The sequence below is a fragment of the Paeniglutamicibacter sp. genome (assembly GCF_046714615.1).
In the GTDB taxonomy this organism is placed as follows: Bacteria; Actinomycetota; Actinomycetes; order Actinomycetales; family Micrococcaceae; genus Paeniglutamicibacter.
In genome coordinates this window covers 1-17,638 of record NZ_JBKKAP010000035.1, presented here as the reverse complement: position 1 = coordinate 17,638, position 17,638 = coordinate 1, and the positions used below count along the sequence as shown (strand labels likewise).

Annotated in this window: 17 protein-coding genes; 11 read left to right on the top strand and 6 right to left on the bottom strand. The window is 64.2% G+C overall.

Translation table 11 applies throughout. From position 1 onward, the window contains the following. Window positions 1–98 precede the first annotated feature (98 nt). From ACLQ7E_RS04235 to ACLQ7E_RS04220, 4 genes are all read right to left on the bottom strand, one after another. Entirely contained in the window at window positions 99–497 is a 399-nt protein-coding gene (locus ACLQ7E_RS04235) for a universal stress protein (protein WP_411731309.1), read from the bottom strand. Beyond that, entirely contained in the window at window positions 494–2,023 is a 1,530-nt protein-coding gene (locus ACLQ7E_RS04230) for a tripartite tricarboxylate transporter permease (RefSeq protein WP_411731308.1), read from the bottom strand. The genes ACLQ7E_RS04235 and ACLQ7E_RS04230 overlap by 4 nt, the downstream gene beginning before the upstream one ends. 24 nt (window positions 2,024–2,047) lie before the next feature. Continuing rightward, window positions 2,048–2,593, bottom strand: a complete 546-nt coding sequence (locus ACLQ7E_RS04225) for a tripartite tricarboxylate transporter TctB family protein (protein WP_411731307.1) — start codon at window positions 2,591–2,593, stop codon at window positions 2,048–2,050. 68 nt (window positions 2,594–2,661) lie between these two features. Next, the gene (locus ACLQ7E_RS04220) at window positions 2,662–3,663 is read right to left on the bottom strand and encodes a Bug family tripartite tricarboxylate transporter substrate binding protein (protein WP_411731306.1); all 1,002 of its coding nucleotides are present in this window, start codon (window positions 3,661–3,663) and stop codon (window positions 2,662–2,664) included. Between the two features lie 153 nt (window positions 3,664–3,816). Here ACLQ7E_RS04220 and ACLQ7E_RS04215 point away from each other — a divergent pair, with 153 nt between their 5' ends. The 5 genes from ACLQ7E_RS04215 to ACLQ7E_RS04195 all read left to right on the top strand — a co-directional run bounded on the left by ACLQ7E_RS04215 (window position 3,817) and on the right by ACLQ7E_RS04195 (window position 9,912). After that, window positions 3,817–4,704, top strand: coding sequence for a LysR family transcriptional regulator (locus ACLQ7E_RS04215; RefSeq protein WP_411731305.1), 888 nt, complete (start codon window positions 3,817–3,819; stop codon window positions 4,702–4,704). A gap of 190 nt (window positions 4,705–4,894) precedes the next feature. Beyond that, a complete protein-coding gene (locus ACLQ7E_RS04210) occupies window positions 4,895–5,833 on the top strand; it encodes a 5-dehydro-4-deoxyglucarate dehydratase (RefSeq protein WP_411731304.1) in 939 nt (312 codons plus the stop codon). Window positions 5,834–5,899: 66 nt separating this feature from the next. Next, entirely contained in the window at window positions 5,900–7,507 is a 1,608-nt protein-coding gene (locus ACLQ7E_RS04205; protein WP_411731303.1) for an aldehyde dehydrogenase (NADP(+)), read from the top strand. After that, complete coding sequence (locus ACLQ7E_RS04200; protein ID WP_411731302.1) at window positions 7,504–8,835, top strand: enolase C-terminal domain-like protein; 1,332 nt, start codon at window positions 7,504–7,506, stop codon at window positions 8,833–8,835. Before ACLQ7E_RS04205 ends, ACLQ7E_RS04200 begins: the two co-directional genes overlap by 4 nt. A gap of 135 nt (window positions 8,836–8,970) precedes the next feature. Beyond that, entirely contained in the window at window positions 8,971–9,912 is a 942-nt protein-coding gene (locus ACLQ7E_RS04195) for an AEC family transporter (RefSeq protein WP_411731301.1), read from the top strand. On the opposite strand, the gene ACLQ7E_RS04190 is transcribed toward ACLQ7E_RS04195, so the two are convergent. After that, on the bottom strand, window positions 9,913–10,839 hold the full coding sequence (locus tag ACLQ7E_RS04190) for an NAD-dependent epimerase/dehydratase family protein (protein WP_411731300.1): 927 nt from the start codon (window positions 10,837–10,839) through the stop codon (window positions 9,913–9,915). A 157-nt stretch (window positions 10,840–10,996) separates the two neighbouring features. Between ACLQ7E_RS04190 and ACLQ7E_RS04185 the strand changes: the two genes are divergently transcribed. From ACLQ7E_RS04185 to ACLQ7E_RS04175, 3 genes are all read left to right on the top strand, one after another. Then, window positions 10,997–12,163, top strand: a complete 1,167-nt coding sequence (locus ACLQ7E_RS04185; RefSeq protein WP_411731299.1) for a mandelate racemase/muconate lactonizing enzyme family protein — start codon at window positions 10,997–10,999, stop codon at window positions 12,161–12,163. A 100-nt stretch (window positions 12,164–12,263) separates the two neighbouring features. Further along, on the top strand, window positions 12,264–13,085 hold the full coding sequence (locus ACLQ7E_RS04180; RefSeq protein ID WP_411731298.1) for a MerR family transcriptional regulator: 822 nt from the start codon (window positions 12,264–12,266) through the stop codon (window positions 13,083–13,085). Window positions 13,086–13,118: 33 nt separating this feature from the next. Further along, entirely contained in the window at window positions 13,119–13,454 is a 336-nt protein-coding gene (locus tag ACLQ7E_RS04175; RefSeq protein ID WP_411731297.1) for a nuclear transport factor 2 family protein, read from the top strand. Between the two features lie 2 nt (window positions 13,455–13,456). On the opposite strand, the gene ACLQ7E_RS04170 is transcribed toward ACLQ7E_RS04175, so the two are convergent. Next, window positions 13,457–14,404, bottom strand: coding sequence for a LysR family transcriptional regulator (locus ACLQ7E_RS04170; protein WP_411731296.1), 948 nt, complete (start codon window positions 14,402–14,404; stop codon window positions 13,457–13,459). A gap of 102 nt (window positions 14,405–14,506) precedes the next feature. On the opposite strand from ACLQ7E_RS04170, the gene ACLQ7E_RS04165 reads away from it, so the two are divergent. The 3 genes from ACLQ7E_RS04165 to ACLQ7E_RS04155 all read left to right on the top strand — a co-directional run bounded on the left by ACLQ7E_RS04165 (window position 14,507) and on the right by ACLQ7E_RS04155 (window position 17,579). Beyond that, the gene (locus ACLQ7E_RS04165; protein WP_411731295.1) at window positions 14,507–15,835 is read left to right on the top strand and encodes a glucarate dehydratase family protein; all 1,329 of its coding nucleotides are present in this window, start codon (window positions 14,507–14,509) and stop codon (window positions 15,833–15,835) included. Window positions 15,836–15,840: 5 nt separating this feature from the next. Then, window positions 15,841–16,815, top strand: a complete 975-nt coding sequence (locus tag ACLQ7E_RS04160; RefSeq protein WP_411731294.1) for a 2-hydroxyacid dehydrogenase — start codon at window positions 15,841–15,843, stop codon at window positions 16,813–16,815. A gap of 161 nt (window positions 16,816–16,976) precedes the next feature. After that, window positions 16,977–17,579, top strand: a complete 603-nt coding sequence (locus ACLQ7E_RS04155) for an NADPH-dependent FMN reductase (RefSeq protein WP_411731293.1) — start codon at window positions 16,977–16,979, stop codon at window positions 17,577–17,579. Window positions 17,580–17,638 lie beyond the last annotated feature (59 nt).

The window sequence follows — 17,638 nt, the reverse complement described above, 5'->3', positions numbered from 1 at the left end:
TTTAATATCTCCTACGCTTTTCCCCCCGCCGACGCCCGCGTTGGCTAACCAAAAATGTGGGCGGCCAACGCGGCCTTCGATCTGTTGCAGGAGTCTTTCTAGACCTGGTCCGCCTTCACGGCAAGGACCGGGTGCTCCGCCTGCAGCAGGATGCGCTGGGCGTGGGAGCCCATGATGAACTTGCCCACCTGGGAGCGCTGGCGCAGCCCGATGACGATCAGCGAGACGTCGTGCTTCTCGGCCAGATCCAGGATCTCCTCGGCAAGGTCGTCTCGGTGGACGGACTCCAGGACCCGCGCGGTGATGCCCGCATCCACGGTGGACGCCTTGATGCGCTCGATGTCCTCGGCGCTCGCCACCGACTTGTCCACCAGCGCGCCTTCGCGCACCGAGTTCACGATCAGCAATTCCTCGTTGCGAAGCTTGGCTTCACTGATGGCCGCACGCACCGCGGCCTCGCCGACCTTGGTCGGAACGTATCCAACTAGGATGCTCATACCTTTTCCTTAACCTTGGTTTCGGACAAGAGGGCGTTTGCCTTCTTGCGCTTGTCGATCACTGTCTTGATCATTGGCCATACCGCCACGATGACGAAGATGACCAGCAGGGTGCCGGAGATCGGCCGCGTGAAGAACCCTGTCGCATCGCCCTCGAGCACCAGCAGCGAGCGGCGCAGCGAGGATTCGAGCAGGCTGCCCAGCACGAATGCCAGCACCAGCGGGCCGGGCTCGAAACCGAACTTCTTCATCAGGTAGCCCAGCGCGCCGAAGAGCACCACGAGCATCACATCGAACATCGAGTTGCGGATGGTGTAGGCGCCGAGCATGGTGATCAACGCGGTGATCGGTGCCAGGATTGCGGCGCGGATCCGCAGGATCTTCACGAACAGGCCCACCAGCGGGATCGACATGATCAGCAGCAGGATGTTGCCGATGTACATGGAGTTCACCACGCCCCAGAACAGCTCGGGCTGCTCGGTGATCAGTTGCGGGCCCGGGGTCACTCCCTGGATCAGCAATGCTCCGAAGATGATGGCCATGGTGGCGTTCGCCGGGATGCCCAGGGTCAGCAGCGGGATGAAGGAGCTGGTTGCCGCGGCGTTGTTCGCGGTTTCCGGTCCGGCAACGCCCTCGATGGCGCCCTTGCCGAATCGCGAAGGGTCCTTGGCCCGTTTCTTTTCCACGGCGTAGGCGGCCAGCGAGGCAATCGTGGCCCCGCCCCCGGGCAGGATGCCCAGGAAGAAGCCCAGCACCGAGCCGCGCCCGATGGCACCCGAGGCCTGCTTCAAGTCCTTGCGTGAGGGCCAGACGTTGGCCACGGCGACCGGGGCCGCCGCCGCACGGTGGCGCTCCTCGAGGTTGTAGAGGATCTCGCCAACGCCGAAGAGTCCCATGGCGATCGGCACGAAGTCGATGCCGTCGGCCAGTGAAAGGTTCCCGAAGGTGAAGCGTTCGGCGCCGGTGAAGATGTCGCGTCCCACGGTGGCCAGGAACAGGCCGAAGGCCGCGGCAATCAATGCCTTGATCTTGGAGCCGCCGGAAATGGTGGCGACCAGCAGGATGCCCAGCAGGGCCAGGGCCGTGTACTCGGGCGGACCGAAGTCCAGCGCGAATCCGGCAACCAGCGGGGCCAGGAACGTCAGGCCGATGATGCCCACGGTGCCACCGATGAAGGAGCCGATGGCCGCAATGCCCAGGGCCGTGCCCGCCCGCCCCTGCTTGGCCAGGACGTAGCCGTCAAAGACGGTGACCACGGAACTGGCCTCGCCGGGAATGCGCAGCAACACCGAGGTGATGGTGCCGCCGTACTGGGCGCCGTAGAAGATGCCAGCCAGCATGATGATCGCGGTGACCGGCTCCACCCCGTAGGTCATGGGAAGCAGGATGGCGATGGTTGCCGCCGGGCCGAGGCCCGGCAGCACGCCGATCAGCATGCCGATGGCGACGCCGAGCAGGCAGTAAAGAAGATTGGTGGGGTCCAGGACGACGCCAAAGCCGTCCAACACCGGGCCGAAGAAATCCATGCCGTTTACCTTTAGGTCTGTGACTTAGAAAAGTCGGGGGATGGTGGTTCCGAGTGCGGCAATGAAGATCGCGTAGAACGCGGCAACAATCAGGATCGAGTACATGGTTGCCGAGCGCCAGCGCTCACCACCGAGCCACCTCATCCAGATGAAGCACAGCAGCAGCGAGGGAATCTCAAAGCCAACCACCGGCATGAGCAGCACCATGCCAACCAAGGTGGCAAAACCAATGGCTGCGTACCAGGAATAGGAGGAAAACTTTTCTCCGTCCTTGCCGCCGGTACGGCCGATGACGACCTGGACCACCGACAGCACGGCAACGACGAGGCTGACAACGAATGGCCACATGCCCGGCCGTGGTTCGGCCGGCGTTCCCAATCCCAGTTTCAGCGAAAGCAGCAGTCCTGCAACACCAAGAGCCAGTGCCACCAGTGAGGAGACCAGGTTGGCCACCGGTCCCGCGGGCTCGGGCGCCTCGGCGGCCCATTGGGCAGCGAGCTGCTCGGGAGTCAGGATTTCTTCTTCCTGAATCGCGGCTTCTTCGACGTGCGGCGCTTTATCGGCTCGCATAACGTGCTTCCTTTGGATCTGGCGTGCGCCGCATGGGTGGCGCGTGGGGATTGGGAACGGGCTTCAGGCTACTTGGAGGCCAGCGAGATGTTGTACTGCTCGGTCAGCTTCTTGTACTTGGCGGCCAACTCGGTCCACTCGGCGACAACTTCCTCGCCGGTGATCTCCTTCGGGGTCAGCAAGGTCGAATCATTGAAGGACTTGTAGGTGTCCTTGGCAACCGCAGCCTTGATCGACTCGGCCAGTGCGGTCTTGGTCTCGGCGCTCAGGCCCTTGGGTGCGGCAATGGCGCGGTACTGCGAGACCGGAACGTCGTAGCCGGATTCAATGGCGGTCGGGACGTCCGGGAGGAATTCATTGCGTTCGGAGGAGAAGACGACCAGCGGAACCACTGTGCCTGCATCGATCTGCGGCTTGGCCTCGCCGAGCTGGATGGTGGAGACCTGCACCTGGTTGCCCATGACGGCGGTCAGGGCCGGGGAGCCGGAATCGAAGGGAACGACGGTGCCCTCGATCTTGGCCTGGGCCAGCAGCAGTGCCTGGGCCAGCTGCGAGCCGGTGCCCACGCCGGTGGTGCCGAAGGAAAGCTTGGAGGCGCTCTTCTTCAGGTCCTCCACGGACTTGACTCCCGACTTGGTGCTGGCGACCATCACGTAGTCATCCTGCGACAGGCCGGCAATGACATCCAGCTTGTCCAGGGAAACTGCTTCGTCTGCCGACACGGCCAAGGGGGTGATGGTGATCAGCGATGCATTGAGCAGGATGAGGTTCTGGCCGTCGGCCTTCATCGCGGCGACTTCCTCGGTGGCCAGCGCGCCATTGGCGCCCGGCTTGTTGACGACAGGCATTGCCACGCCAAGCTTTTCGGCCATGCCTTCGGCTGCGGCGCGGGCGATCAAGTCGGTGGAACCGCCCGGGGCCTGGCCGACCGTCAGGGTCACCGGGCCGCTGGGGAAGGTGGCGCCCTCGGCGGCGCCGCTGCCGACGTTTCCGCCGCAGGCAGCAAGCGAAAGGGCCGCGGTGGCCGCGGCAACCGACAGCATGACACGTCGAGTGATTTGCTTCTTCATGGCGAGATCTCCTTGTTGAGGATGCGTGTTGGCTGGGGAGTCACATCTGCGAGTGAGTCACAACACGTTTCTTACTTCTGCTTGAGCCTAGAAAATAGTTATGATGCTTGTCCAACCCCATCTATGCATGGAGTGATTCCAGAAAGGTATCAATTGTTTACTTTGGATCAGGCGCGCAGCTTTGTCGCCGTCGCCGAGGAGCTGCACTTTGGCCGTGCCGCCGAACGGCTGAACATGACCCAGCCCCCGCTGAGCCGGCAAATCCAGAAACTTGAGCGCAGCGTCGGGGTTGAGCTGCTCGAACGCGACAACCGCAAGGTGTCCCTCACCGCCGCCGGGCACGCATTCCTCATCGACGCGCGGCGCCTGGTGATTTCCGCCGAGCGCGCCCCGCTCAACGCCCGGCGCATTGCCTCGGGGCAATTCGGGGAACTGCGGATCGGGTTCACCGCTGCCTCGGGCTTCAGCCTGCTCGGTCCCCTGCTGTCGGAAATCTCCACAAACCTGCCCAATGTGCATCTGGAACTCTTTGAAATGGTGACCGGCGAACAGGTCACGGCGCTGGCCGACGGTGACATCGACCTGGGCCTGGCCCGCCCGCCCTTCGATGAAAAAATTCTTGAATCACAGCTGCTCTTCTCCGAGTCCCTCTGCATTGCGGTGCCCACTGGGCACCGGCTGGATCTACTCCCCCGCGAAATTGTTGTCGAAGACCTGGCAGGCGAAGCCTTAATCATGCACTCGCCCACCAAGGCCCGCTATTTCTATGACCTCGTGGTGCGGCAGATCGATATCGAGCACCAGAACGTGGTCCACTCGGTGAGCCAGATCCTGACCATGATCACGCTGGTCGCGGCCGGACGCGGCATCGCCTTCGTGCCCGAGAGCGCCAAGCTGCTTGGCGTTGAGGGCGTGAGCTACCTGCGGCTTGAGGACATTGCGGAGGATGCGGTGGAGTTGCATGCGATCTGGAACCGGGACGCCCGGAATCCCGCGCTGTCCAAGCTCGCACAGATCGTGCGCGGCTCCCTGCAGGCGTAAGAGGTCTGGGCAATTCGGGCCTTGGCGGAGTTTCCCAATCCTGCGATACCCGACGGGTATCAAACAATACAAATATGGGCTTGGACATGCATCGACGGTGCTCCCTAGGCTGGGGTCAACGAACAACGACATCGCCCACCGCCACCAATCCACCTTCTAGTGGAGGCGCCCCAACTTTAGGAGAATCCCCATGGCCACATATACCCCAGCCGAACTTGCCACCACGCTCAAGGACGGGCTGCTCTCCTTCCCGGTGACCGCATTCGATGCCAACCTCGAAATCGACGAGGCCGGCTACCGCAGGCACCTCGACTGGCAGTCCAGCTTCGGCGTCGCTGGCCTCTTCGCCGCCGGCGGCACCGGCGAGGGCTTCACCCTCACCCCCGAGGAATCGGCCCGCGTGGTGCGCATGGCCGTCGAGGAAGCCGGCGACCGCGTGCCGGTGCTCGGCTCGGCCGGCGGCTCCACCAAGCAGGCCATCCTCAACGCCCAGGACTCCGAGGCCGCCGGCGCCCAGGGTGTGCTGCTGCTTCCGCCGTACCTGACCGAGTGCGACCAGGACGGCTTGTTCAACCATGCCTCGGCCGTCTGCGCCTCGACCTCCACCGGCGTCATCGTCTACAACCGCGCCAACGCCATCTACTCGGCAGACACCGTGGCACGTCTTGCCGACACCCACGAAAACTTCATCGGCTTCAAGGACGCCACCGGCGACATTGAGCACCTGACCCGCGTCTACACCAAGAACGGCGACCGCCTCTTCTACCTGGGCGGCCTGCCCACCGCCGAGACCTTCGCCCTGCCGCTGCTGCAGCTGGGCATGAGCACGTACTCCTCGGCCATGTACAACTTCGTTCCGGAGTTCGCCCTGGACTTCTACAAGGACGTCCGCAACCAGGACCACGCCGCCGTCACCGAGAAGCTCAAGCGCTTCGTGCTGCCATACCTGGACATCCGCGACCGCGTTGCCGGCTATGGCGTTTCCATCGTCAAGGGCGGTCTGAAGGCCATCGGCCGCGACGCCGGTTCGGTGCGCCCGCCGCTGCAGAACCTCACCGAGGCCGACCTGGCCGACCTGGGTGCACTGCTGACGCAGGCCGGCCTGATGCCTGCAGCCGCAGCCGTCTAAGGCACTTCCCGCAGGACGCACCAACATTACGACAGCCACACCCCCACCCGCGACGCAGGAGCAGCAATGTCCACGGATACCCAGCAACTCACCGGCCAGTCCATCCTGGCCGGGATCAACACCCACGGCAACGGCGGCGAGGTCCGGGGCTTCGACCCCGCCACCAACCAGGGTCTCGACCCGGCATACTCGCTGATCGACACCGATCAGCTGGCGCTGGCCACCGCAGCCGCCGAGGACGCCTTCGAGTCCTTCCGCTCCCTTGACCCGGAAACCCACGCCTCCTTCCTCGAGGCCATTGCCGCAAACATCGAGGCAGTGGGAACCGAGCTGGTGGCCCGGGCCATGGCGGAAACCGGGCTTCCCGAGGCACGGTTGGTCGGCGAGCGCGGTCGCACCTGCAACCAGCTGCGGCTCTTCGCCCAGGTGGTACGGGCGGGCGACCACCACGGGGTGCGGATCGACCCGGCACTGCCGGATCGTACTCCGATGCCGCGGGTGGATATCCGCCAGCGCAAGATCCCGCTGGGCCCGGTCGCGGTGTTTGGTGCGTCCAACTTCCCCCTGGCCTTCTCCACCGCCGGCGGGGACACGGCCTCGGCCCTGGCCGCAGGCTGCCCGGTGGTCTTCAAGGCCCACAACGCCCACCCGGGCACCAGTGAGATCGTGGGCCGGGCCATCACCCAGGCCATCACCGATGCGAACCTGCACCCGGGAATCTTCTCGCTGATCTACGGGCCGGGCGCCAGCATTGGCCAGGCGCTGGTGTCCGACCCGCGCATCAAGGCCGTGGGCTTCACAGGTTCCCGCGGTGGCGGCACCGCGCTGATGGCCACCGCCGCTGCCCGCCCCGAGCCGATCCCGGTCTACGCCGAAATGAGCTCCATCAACCCGGTGATCTTCTTCGCCGGGGCCCTGGCCGAGGACGCCGCCGGGCATGCCAAGGCCTACCTGGGTTCGGTCGTTGGTTCCAGCGGCCAGCTGTGCACCGCACCGGGACTGGTCTTCGTTCCCGCCGGGGATGCAGGCGATGCCTTTGCCGAGGCCCTGCGCACCGAGACGGCCAACGCCGCCGGGCAGACCATGCTCACCCAGGGCATCTACAACTCCTGGGTCCAGGGCGTCCACAACCTTGGCTCCCAGCCCGGAGTCGAGCTCCTGGGCCGAGGTGCCAACGGCGACACGGAGAACGCCCCCGCCCCGTCCATCTTCTCCACCGGGGTCGAGCAGCTGCTGGGCAACCCGGTACTTCACGAAGAGATCTTCGGCGCGGCCTCCCTGGTCATCCGCTACGAGGATGCAGCCGATCTGGCCACCGCCCTGTCCAAGCTGGAGGGCCAGCTCACCGCAACCCTGCAGTTGAACGATGCCGACCACGAGGCCGTCGCAGCAGTGCTGCCCATCCTGGAGCGCAAGGCAGGCCGCATCCTGGTCAACGGCTGGCCCACCGGGGTCGAGGTCGGGCACGCCATGGTCCACGGCGGACCGTTCCCTGCAACCTCCGACACCCGCACCACCTCGGTCGGCACCCTTGCAATCGAGCGCTTCCTGCGCCCCGTCGCCTACCAGAACCTCCCCGACTCCCTGTTGCCTGCCCCCCTGCAGCAGTCCAACCCGTGGAAGCTGACCCGCCGCATCGACGGCACCCTGAAGAACGCCGGAGAACAAGCATGAGCACAGCACAACCCACCATCGCGGCCATCGAGGTCGTCCCGGTTGCCGGGCACGACTCGATGCTGCTGAACCTCTCCGGCGCCCACGGCCCGTTCTTCACCCGCAACATCACCATCATCACCGACTCCGCTGGCCGCACGGGCCTCGGCGAGGTGCCCGGTGGCGAGGCGATCCGCAGCACCATCGAGGAGGCCGGCGAACTGCTCATCGGCGCCCCGGTGGCACGCTACCGCTCGCTGCTGCGCGAGGTCGCCACCAAATTCGCGGACCGGGACGCCGGCGGGCGTGGCGCCCAGACCTTCGACCTGCGCACCACGGTGCACGCCGTCACAGCGATCGAGTCGGCGCTGCTGGATCTGCACGGCCAGTTCCTCGGCGTTCCCGTCGCGGAGCTGCTGGGCGACGGGCAGCAGCGCGATGCGGTGCCGATGCTCGGCTACCTCTTCTATGTGGGCAACCCCGATGACACCGACCTGCCCTACCTGCGCGAGCCACACGGCACCGACGACTGGGAGCGGGTCCGCCGCGAAGAGGCCATGACCCCGGAAGCCATCGTCAGGCTCGCCGAGGCCGCCCAGAAGCGTTACGGGTTCAAGGACTTCAAGCTCAAGGGCGGGGTGCAGGAAGGGGATGCGGAGGTCGATGCGGTCATCGCCCTGAAGCAGCGCTTCCCCGAAGCACGCATCACCCTGGATCCCAACGGAGGCTGGCTGCTGAAGGATGCCATCCGCCTGGGCAAGCGCATGGCCGGAGTCGTGGCCTACGCCGAGGACCCCTGCGGTGCCGAAGGCAAGTTCTCCGGGCGCGAAGTGGTTGCCGAGTTCCGGCGCGCCACCGGCCTGCCGACGGCGACCAACATGATCGCCACCGACTGGCGCGAAATGGCCCACGCGGTGCGCACCAATGCCGTGGACATCCCGCTGGCCGACCCGCACTTCTGGACCATGGCAGGTTCGGTGCGCGTGGCCCAGCTCTGCAAGGAGTTCGGGCTGACGTGGGGTTCGCACTCGAACAACCACTTCGACATTTCCCTGGCCATGTTCACGCAGGTCGGCGCCGCGGCACCGGGTACGATCACGGCCCTGGACACGCACTGGATCTGGCAGGACGGCCAGGGGCTGACCGAGGAGCCGCTGTTGATCCGCGACGGCGAGATCAAGGTGCCCGCGCGTTCGGGCCTGGGCGTCACCCTGGACCGCACCCGGCTGGCCGAGGCGCACGAGCTCTACCTGGAGCACGGACTGGGCTCGCGCGATGACGCGGCATCCATGCAGTACCTGATTCCCGGATGGGAATTCAACGCGAAGTCCCCGGCGCTGGTCCGCTAACGCCACTTCCTGAAAACACCATATAAAGGCAGGGATGGTGGGGTCGTTCAACCGAACGCCCCGCCATCCCTGCCATGCTTAAGCGCGGACGCCGTCCGCGCCCACTTTTTCCCCAACGCCTATTCGGGAGGCCATGTGCAGGGAGTGCTCCAGGGCTTCACGATCGTGCTGATCCTGATCTTTATCGGACTGGCCACCGCACGGTTCTTGCCGCGCAAACGCGAATCCATCGCCACCGGACTGACCCCGCTGATCTACTACATCACCAATCCGGCGTTGATGTTCACGATGCTGGCCGACACCGACCTGCGTTCAGTGATCGGCGTATTCACCCCGATAGCGCTGATTACCGCCGCACTGACCGGCGGCCTCTACGCGCTGAGCGCCAAGCTGTTCTTCAAGGTGCCGGCGACCCGGCTCCCGGGAGCCGCCATGTCCACCAGCTACGTCAATGCCGGAAACATCGGCGTCCCGCTGGCGCTCTACGCGGTGGGCAGCACCAACCCGGTGGTCTCGGTCCTCATCGCCCAGCTCTTGATGATTGCTCCGGTCTATCTATGTCTCTTTGCCTTGGCGGCCCGGGCCAAGGGCAACCAGGAAAACAAGCCCCCGCTGGCCAAGACCATCCTTCGCTCCATCGCCAACCCCGTCACCATCGCCACGTTCGTCGGCGCGCTCTTTGCCGCCTTCAACCTCCGCCTGCCCGAGGTCATCAACATCCCGCTGAACATGTTGGGCCAGGCCTCCATCCCGCTGCTGTTGATGGCGTTCGGCATGTCACTTTTCGGGCAGCGCCCGCTGGCGGAGAAGTCCCTGCGTGGCGAGGTCTTTTTGGCCACCGGATTCAAGATGCTCTTCATGCCGTTGGTGGCCTGGGTGTTTGCCGCTTTCGTCTTCAAATTGCAGGGCACCGCCCTGCTCGGGGTCGTGATCATGGCGGCGCTTCCCACTGCGCAGAACGTGCTGCTCTTTTCCCAGCAGTTCCGGCTGGAAACCACGGTGGCCCGCGAAGTGGTCCTCTGCAGCACACTGTTGGCCCTGCCGGTGACGCTGGGGATTACGCTCCTGCTGGGCTAGTCAGGCACCGTGCCCGGTCTCCGGCTGGTTCAGAAGTTCGGTGCGCCAGCTGCGCTTGGGCTCCCAGCCCAGGACGGTGCGGGCCCGTTCGATGCTGAAGGCCGGGGAGGTGCCGACCAGGACTGCAGCCAGTTCCTCGCTGCCCGGCACATAGCGCGGCAGCAGCTCGCTCAACGGCCTGGTCGCCAGGGCGTCGGCAGCGCCCACAAAGAAGGTCGACCCGTTCTCGATGAGATCCATCTTCTCCAGAAGCAGGAGAAGGAAATCGGTGACGTCCCGGGCATCCACGTAGTTGAACAGCGAGGGCGCCGCCAAATCCGGGTCCTCCAACCGTTCGGTGACGGTGTGGCCTTGCTGGGTCGGCGCGCCCTCCCATTCCTCGGGCGCAATCACGTAGCAGGGGCGGAAGGAGGCGAACCTGGCCTCGTTGCCGCGCGCCGCGGCGAACATCGAGGCGACCTGCTCGGCCACCAGCTTGGACAGGCCATAGGCGTGCCACGGCAAGGTCGGGGTCATCTCGTCCAGCGGGAATCGCTCGGGCAGCCAGCCAGCAGGTGCCCCATAGCCAATGACGGTGGGGCTAGAGGCCAGCACGATCTTCTTGCACCCGGCCTCCAGCGCGGCGGAGGCAACGTTGTGTGCAATGGTCGCATTCGTTTTCAGGATCACCGCTTCCGGCGCGCTGAACGGCACGGCGATGGCCGCCAGGGAGATGACAGCATCCGGACGGACCGAGGCAAAGGCCTCGAGGGTTTGGTCGGTGTCCAGCAGGTCGACCGACAGGTACCCGGCCCCGGGCTCCGGGGCCTCGGGCAGGCGGTGGTCAACGGACGTGACTGCGTGGCCGGCGGCCAGGAGCCCTTGGACAACGCTGCGTCCAAGTCGTCCCGAGCCGCCGGTGACCAGAATATGTTCGGTGTTTCCCATATCCGCCACATTACCGTTCGGCCGGGACCGATTGCGGGCAATCCAGTGTTGGTCGTAGACAACCATCGGGCCCGACCCTATATTCGGGTGAAGTGGGAAGCCCCATGTCCGCCCGGCAATCTGCCAAGCAATACCAATCCTTCAAATGGAGCACCCCATGCCAGCGTCCGATCCGAGAGCCGAACAAACCATTGAGTCGGTGGAGCTGCTCCGGGTGCGCATGCCCTTCAATGCGGCCCGCAGTGCGGAGCCCGGCAACGAGAGCATCGATGGGTTCAATGCCTCCTCGCGCACCTTCACTTCCATGGAATCTTTGATGGTCAAGGTGACAACCAGCGAAGGGCTGATCGGCTGGGGCGAGGCCTTCGGGCACAAGGTCAACGACGTCACCTGGGCGGCACTGGAATCGCTGGTCGCCCCATTTTACCTGAACAAGCCCGCGGATCCGGAGCCCCTCAACGACCAGGCGCAACGTGCATTCCATGCCTTCGGCCGCACCGGCCCGGTCCTCTATGCCATTTCCGCCCTGGACATCGCCTTGTGGGACATCAAGGCACAGATCGCCGGGAAGCCGCTGCGGCAGCTGCTCAACCCGGCGGCGCGGAACAGCATCGGGGCCTACGCCAGCCTGGTGCATTACGGGGAAGACCCGAGGGAGGTGTCCCTGCAGATTTCCCGTGCCCAGGGCCTGGGCTTTGAGGCGTTCAAGCTGCACGAGTCCAGCTTCCCGGCCATAGCCGCGGCCCGGGCACAGGCAGGTGAGGCCGCACCGCTGATGGTGGACGTCAATTGCCGGTGGAATGAAGCCGACGCGGCCGCTGCAATCGATTCGTTCCTGCCGCTGAACCTGCGCTGGCTGGAGGAACCGCTGTGGCCACCGGACGACGTCGAGGCCCATCGCCGACTCAGCGCCAGGGGAATTGCGCTGGCCGGCGGGGAAAACGCCTCCGGCACCGAGGCCCTGGATGCCGCGCTCGCTGCCGGCGCCCTGGGTGTGGCCCAGCCGAGCATCGGCAAGATCGGCGGATTCAGCTCCATGCTGCGTTACCTGTTGCCCCGTTCCGACGCGGCGGTGGTGGTGCCCCATTGCTTCTACTACGGACCGGCACAGGTGGCCACCGCCCAGTTCATCGCCGCCATGTCACAGGAGGTCCAGCTGGAAGTCCCGCTGCTCATCTGGGACGAGCACCTGCATCCCCTGCATGCCGCCCGGGCAACTCTGGACCTTCCTGACACCCCGGGACTTGGATTCAACCCGGACGCGGAGGCGCTCGAAAGGCACCTGGTCGACCGTCTCCTCTTGGGCGCGCGAGACCCGGCGTGACGGGGTGAGCGGTAGCGGCGGAAACTCTGGTGGCGGCGCGCCCACCACTGGTGGACCTTCCCCCAACAGGAAGGTCGATGATGGTCTTATGAGTGCATCGATGTCCATTGGCGATTTCTCGCGGGCGACCAAGCTGAGCGCAAAGACGTTGCGCTTCTACCATCAGGTTGGCCTGCTCCTGCCGGCACGCATCGACCCCTCGAATGGGTACCGTTTCTACGTGGCTGAACAAATCTCTGACGCGCAGGTGATCCGTAACTTCCGTGCGATGGATATGCCTGTCGACCTGATTCGAGGCATTCTCTCGGCGCCGGACAGCCGGGATCGGGATCTTCTGATTGAGGGGCACTTGGCACGGATGGAGGTCCAGCTCGAGGCGACCCGCTCCGCGGTGGCCTCCCTTCGGAGCATGCTCGATCCATCGAAGGTTCCGTTCGAAGTCCAGCAGCGAAGACTGCCGCCGATCAATGCGGTGGTAATCCGCGAAACAATCAAGCTCTCCGATCTTGGAAGCTGGTACACCCAGGCCATGGAAGAGTTGGATTGCCTGATTGCCACCACCAAAGTGGGTCCCAGCGGACCACGTGGTGGCATTTGGGACACCGAGCTCTTTCTGGACGAGCGCGGAGAGGCAGCCCTCTTCTTTCCAGCCCACTCATTGGAGTCGACTCTGCCCGGGCGAGCCCGGGCAGAGCTCTTGCCTGCAATCGACCTCGCCGTGGCCGTGCATCGAGGAACGGACGACACAATAGTGGAGGTCTATGGGGAGCTCGGACGCTACGTCGCCCGCCATGGCATCAGCGTTGAAGGTCCCATCCGGGAAACGTACCTCGAAGGGCTGCCGGGCGGTTCGCAAGAAACGGTCACCGAGATCGGCTGGCCGATCCGCGACGCACATCGACCGATTGCGAACCCTTGTTGACTCTCCCCTTAGGGGAAGGGCGAGGGTTGAAGCATGAACAGCAAAGACCTTTTCCCATCAGCAGCAACATACTTCGATCTTATGGAAGGAACCGACAAGACCCAAGTCGTCACCGTGTTCACCCCTGACGCCAAGGTCTTCGACGACGGCCACAGCTACACCGGGCACCAAGAGATCCTCGGCTGGCTCACCGGACCCGCAAGCGAATTCACCATCACCTCAACGCGTATCTCAAGCAGCCGGACCGAAGACGGCGCCGTCGCCATCATTCGCCTGGAAGGCAATTTCCCCGGCAGCCCCGTGGACCTGCGCCATGAATTCACGCGGAGCACCACCGGGTTGATCAGCTCATTGAAGATCACCGCTTGAGCTCAGGAAGATTCTTTCGGTGCCGACGAATCATTCGGCTCCTCGGATTCCGAGGTCAGCGAATCCAGGAAGATCTTGCGCAGCATTTCCGCGGCGGGGTTGGTGGACGACTCGTCCCAGGCCAGGTACATGTCCGAATGGTTCAGGTTCGACAGGCCGTTGGCCCCGGTGATTTCCTCAAAGACCACACCGCGCGGCGTGAACTCCATGGCCGTAGCCGGAACCAGCGTGACACCCAGGCCCGCAGCCACCAACGCCAACAGTGCAGGGATCTGGCTGGCGATCTGGGCAATGTTCGGCCGTGCCCCGACCGAGTCGAAGAGCCGGAGCACCAGGTCGTAGAAGTACCTGGCCTCGCCCGTTGAATACATCATCAACGGCAATCCCACCAGCTCCTTGATGAACACGCCCTTGCCCGTGGCCAGATCGTGGCCCTCCGGAAGCGCCACCACCAAACGGTCCTTCTTGATGAGCTGCGTGACCACGCCGGGACGGGTGACAATCGGGCGCAGGATCCCGATGTCGATCGCGCCCTTGCTCAGCGCCTCCAGCTGGTCGACGGAAACGGCCTCACGCAACACCAGGGTGACATGCGGCAGATGCTTGGACGCCTGGCCCAAGAGATCCGGCAGCACTGCCTGGCCGGCAACTGCCGTGTATCCAATGACCACGGTTCCCGCATCGCCGGTGGCCACCCGGGAGACCTCCAAACTGGTCTTCGCGCTCAGGTCGAGGATGCGCCTGGCATTGGGCAGCAGGACCCGGCCTGCCGCGGTGAGCTCCACGCGCCGGGAGTTGCGTATGAAGAGCTGGGCCTGGAGCTCGCGTTCAAGGAGCTGGATCTGCCGGCTCAGCGGTGGCTGGGTCATGTTCAGCCTGTCCGCGGCTGCACCGAAGTGCAATTCCTCGGCCACCGCGACGAATGATTCGAGCTGGATCAGCGAAAACATCGATTCACTCCTTGAATGATTGGTTGTCATTTTTAGCTTGGACATGCATCGATGCAAGCTCCTAGGGTGAGTCTAACCACCCCATTGATACGGAGCCCCTAAATGTCGGAATCTAATCCAGACCTCTCGCTCTCCACCCTCGATCCCGGCGCAACCGCCACGAACCGTTGCATCATCACCGAGGTCAGTGTGACTCCCGTGGCCTTCGCCGATCCCCCGTTGTTGAACTCCGTGGGCGTGCACGAACCCTTCGCCCTGCGCGCCATCGTGGTCATCCGCACCGAGGACGGCCTCTACGGTCTGGGAGAAACCTACGGCGACGAGGCCCACGTCGCACGGCTGAACCGGGCAGCTGCCCTGCTGATCGGCGCTGACGCCTTCAACATCAACCAGGCTTCGGCACTGGTCACCGAATCGCTGCGCGAGGATTCGGGGTTCGGCGGGCACGGCACCGGCGGAATGGTCACCACCACGTCCCCGGAGGACAGGGTCCTCTCGGCTTTCGACGTGGCCTGCCTCGACATCCAGGGGAAGGCGTTGGGAGTTCCGGTCAGCACGCTCCTGGGTGGAGCGGTGCGTGACGAGGTGGCATTCAGTGGCTACCTCTTCTACAAGTGGGCGGGGCACCCGAACCACGAACCAGACTCATGGGGCGAGGCCCTGGACCCCGCAGGGATCGTGGACCAGGCACGCAAGATGGTGGACGAATACGGCTTCACCGCCCTGAAGCTCAAGGGCGGGGTCTTTGAACCGGAGATCGAGGCTGCCACGATCGAGGCGTTGCGCGAAGCGTTCCCCGAGATGCCGCTGCGTATTGACCCCAACGGCGTCTGGACCGTTGAGACCGCCATCAAGGTCGGGAAGCGGCTGGAGACGGTGTTGGAGTACCTCGAGGACCCCTGTCTGTCCATCGCGGACAACTCCGCGGTCCGCGCCGCAGTCAACCTGCCCATCGCCACCAACATGTGCGTGGTGTCCTTCAACGACGTGCCGCCGGCCATCGCCGCAGGCGCCGTGGATGTAGTCCTCTCGGACCACCATTTCTGGGGCGGGCTGAGGCGCTCGCAAGCATTGGCAGGAATTGCCGAGACCTTCAAGCTTGGACTGTCCATGCACTCGAATTCGCACCTTGGCATTAGTTTTGCGGCGATGATCCAATTGGCCGCTGCCACCAAAAACATTGACTATGCCTGCGACACCCATTGGCCATGGAAGCTTGCAAGCGACGACGTGATCGTCCCCGGAGTACTCGAAATCAACGGTGGCTCGGTCAGGGTTCCCACCGGGCCTGGGCTAGGTGTGGAACTCGACGAAGTGGCACTGGAACGGATGCACCAGCAGTACCTGGATTGCGGGCTGCGGAAGCGCGACGACACCACGTACATGCATAGCATCCATCCGGAATTCCAGCTCACCACCCCGCGTTGGTGAGTGCCATGCTCGTTGTTGTAACCGATCCCATCATTTCCAGATTCGCTGACCTGCTGCGGGAAACGGCCCCCGGCAACGACTGGGAATTCGTTGCCGGGCTTTCCACGGAATCCCAATCCGCGGCCATTAGCCGGGCCGAGGTGCTGGTGTGCGCAAGGCTCGACTTCCGGGATGCGGCAGCCTGCACCGCCGGATTCGTGCACATCACCGGCTCCGGTGCCGATAGGGTCGCCGTTGCCGACTTGCCAGTCGAGACGGTGGTTTCACGGACCTCCCACCATGAACGCTCAATCGCCGAACACATCCTCATGTCCGTGTTGGCACACCAACGCCGGTTGTCGTCCGTGACCGATCAAATGCGCGCGGGCATCTGGCGCTCGGTAGCCACCGAGACTGACACGGCACTGCACCGAACCCTGGACGAGCTCACGATCGGGTTCGTGGGGCTCGGCGGGATCGGCACCGAGGCGGTGCGCATGTGCACCGGGCTGGGAATGAAAGCCGTTGCCGTGCGCCGGAACCCCGGTGCTTCCGAGGCGCATGGTGCCAATCTCGAATGGGTCAAGACAATGGAGGACCTTCCACAGCTTCTGGCGGCAAGCGACGTGGTCGTCCTTTGCTTGCCACTCACCGAAGAAACCCGCGGGTTGATGGGAACCAAGCAGTTCGAGCAGATGCGCAGCCCTGCGTTGCTGATCAATGTCTCCCGTGGCCAAATCGTTGACGAGGAGGCTCTGTTTTCTGCACTTCGAGACGGAACGATTGGGGGCGCGGCCTTGGATGTATGGTGGGACGCACCCACCGGAACCGCTGCGCCGGAATCGGTGTCGAGGTTCGCTGCCCTTCCCAACGTCATCGCCACCCCGCACCATTCCGGACACGCCACCCAGACATTCGTTCGCCGCGCCACGGAAATCGCCCAGAATATCAACGCGTTCAAGGAAGGCCGGGTGTTGAGCAATATCCTTGAACCCGCTTAGCATGCCGACGCCCGGCCTGTGAAGTTGCCGAATCAAAGGACTCTGGCCAGTGGTGCACGGTTCGAGCCCTGAAAAACCAATGATTGATCGTGTTGCACGTTCACAAGAAATTCAGACCCGGACTATGGACGACCCTGCGTTCCGCGTGTTGGACTGTCCCCATGACTCAATACAACATTGGTTATATCGTCGGTTCCCTGTCCACCGGATCCATCAACCGCACCCTTTCCAAGGCGTTGATCAAGCTGGCTCCGGACAACCTTCAATTCACCGAGATCTCCATCAAGGATCTCCCGTTGTACAACTACGATTTTGACGCCAGCTACCCTCCCGAGGGCACGGCATTCAAGACGGCCGTCGAGGCTTCCGACGGATTGCTGTTCATCTCCCCCGAATACAACCGTTCCATCCCCGGCGCGCTGAAGAACGCCATCGACTGGGGATCACGTCCCTGGGGCACCAACTCCTTCGCCCGCAAGCCCAGCGCCATCATCGGTGCCTCCGTCGGTGCCATTGGCACCGCGGTCATGCAGTCCAACATGCGCAGCGTCCTCAGCTTCCTGGACGCCCCGCAGCTGAACTCCCCCGAGGGCTACATCGCCTTCAAGCCGGAGATCTTTGATGCCGAGGGCAACGTTTCCGACAGCGGGACGGCAGATTTCCTCGGCCACTACATGAGCGAATTCGGCGCATTCGTCGCACGCGTCCTGGACGCCAACGCCGAAGGCCACATCGGCGATGCGGATCCGGTCGAGGCCCCATAGCCTTAGCCGCCAACTAAGAGGGGGGGGGTGGGGGTGGGCCCCGACCACCCCCCAGGGTT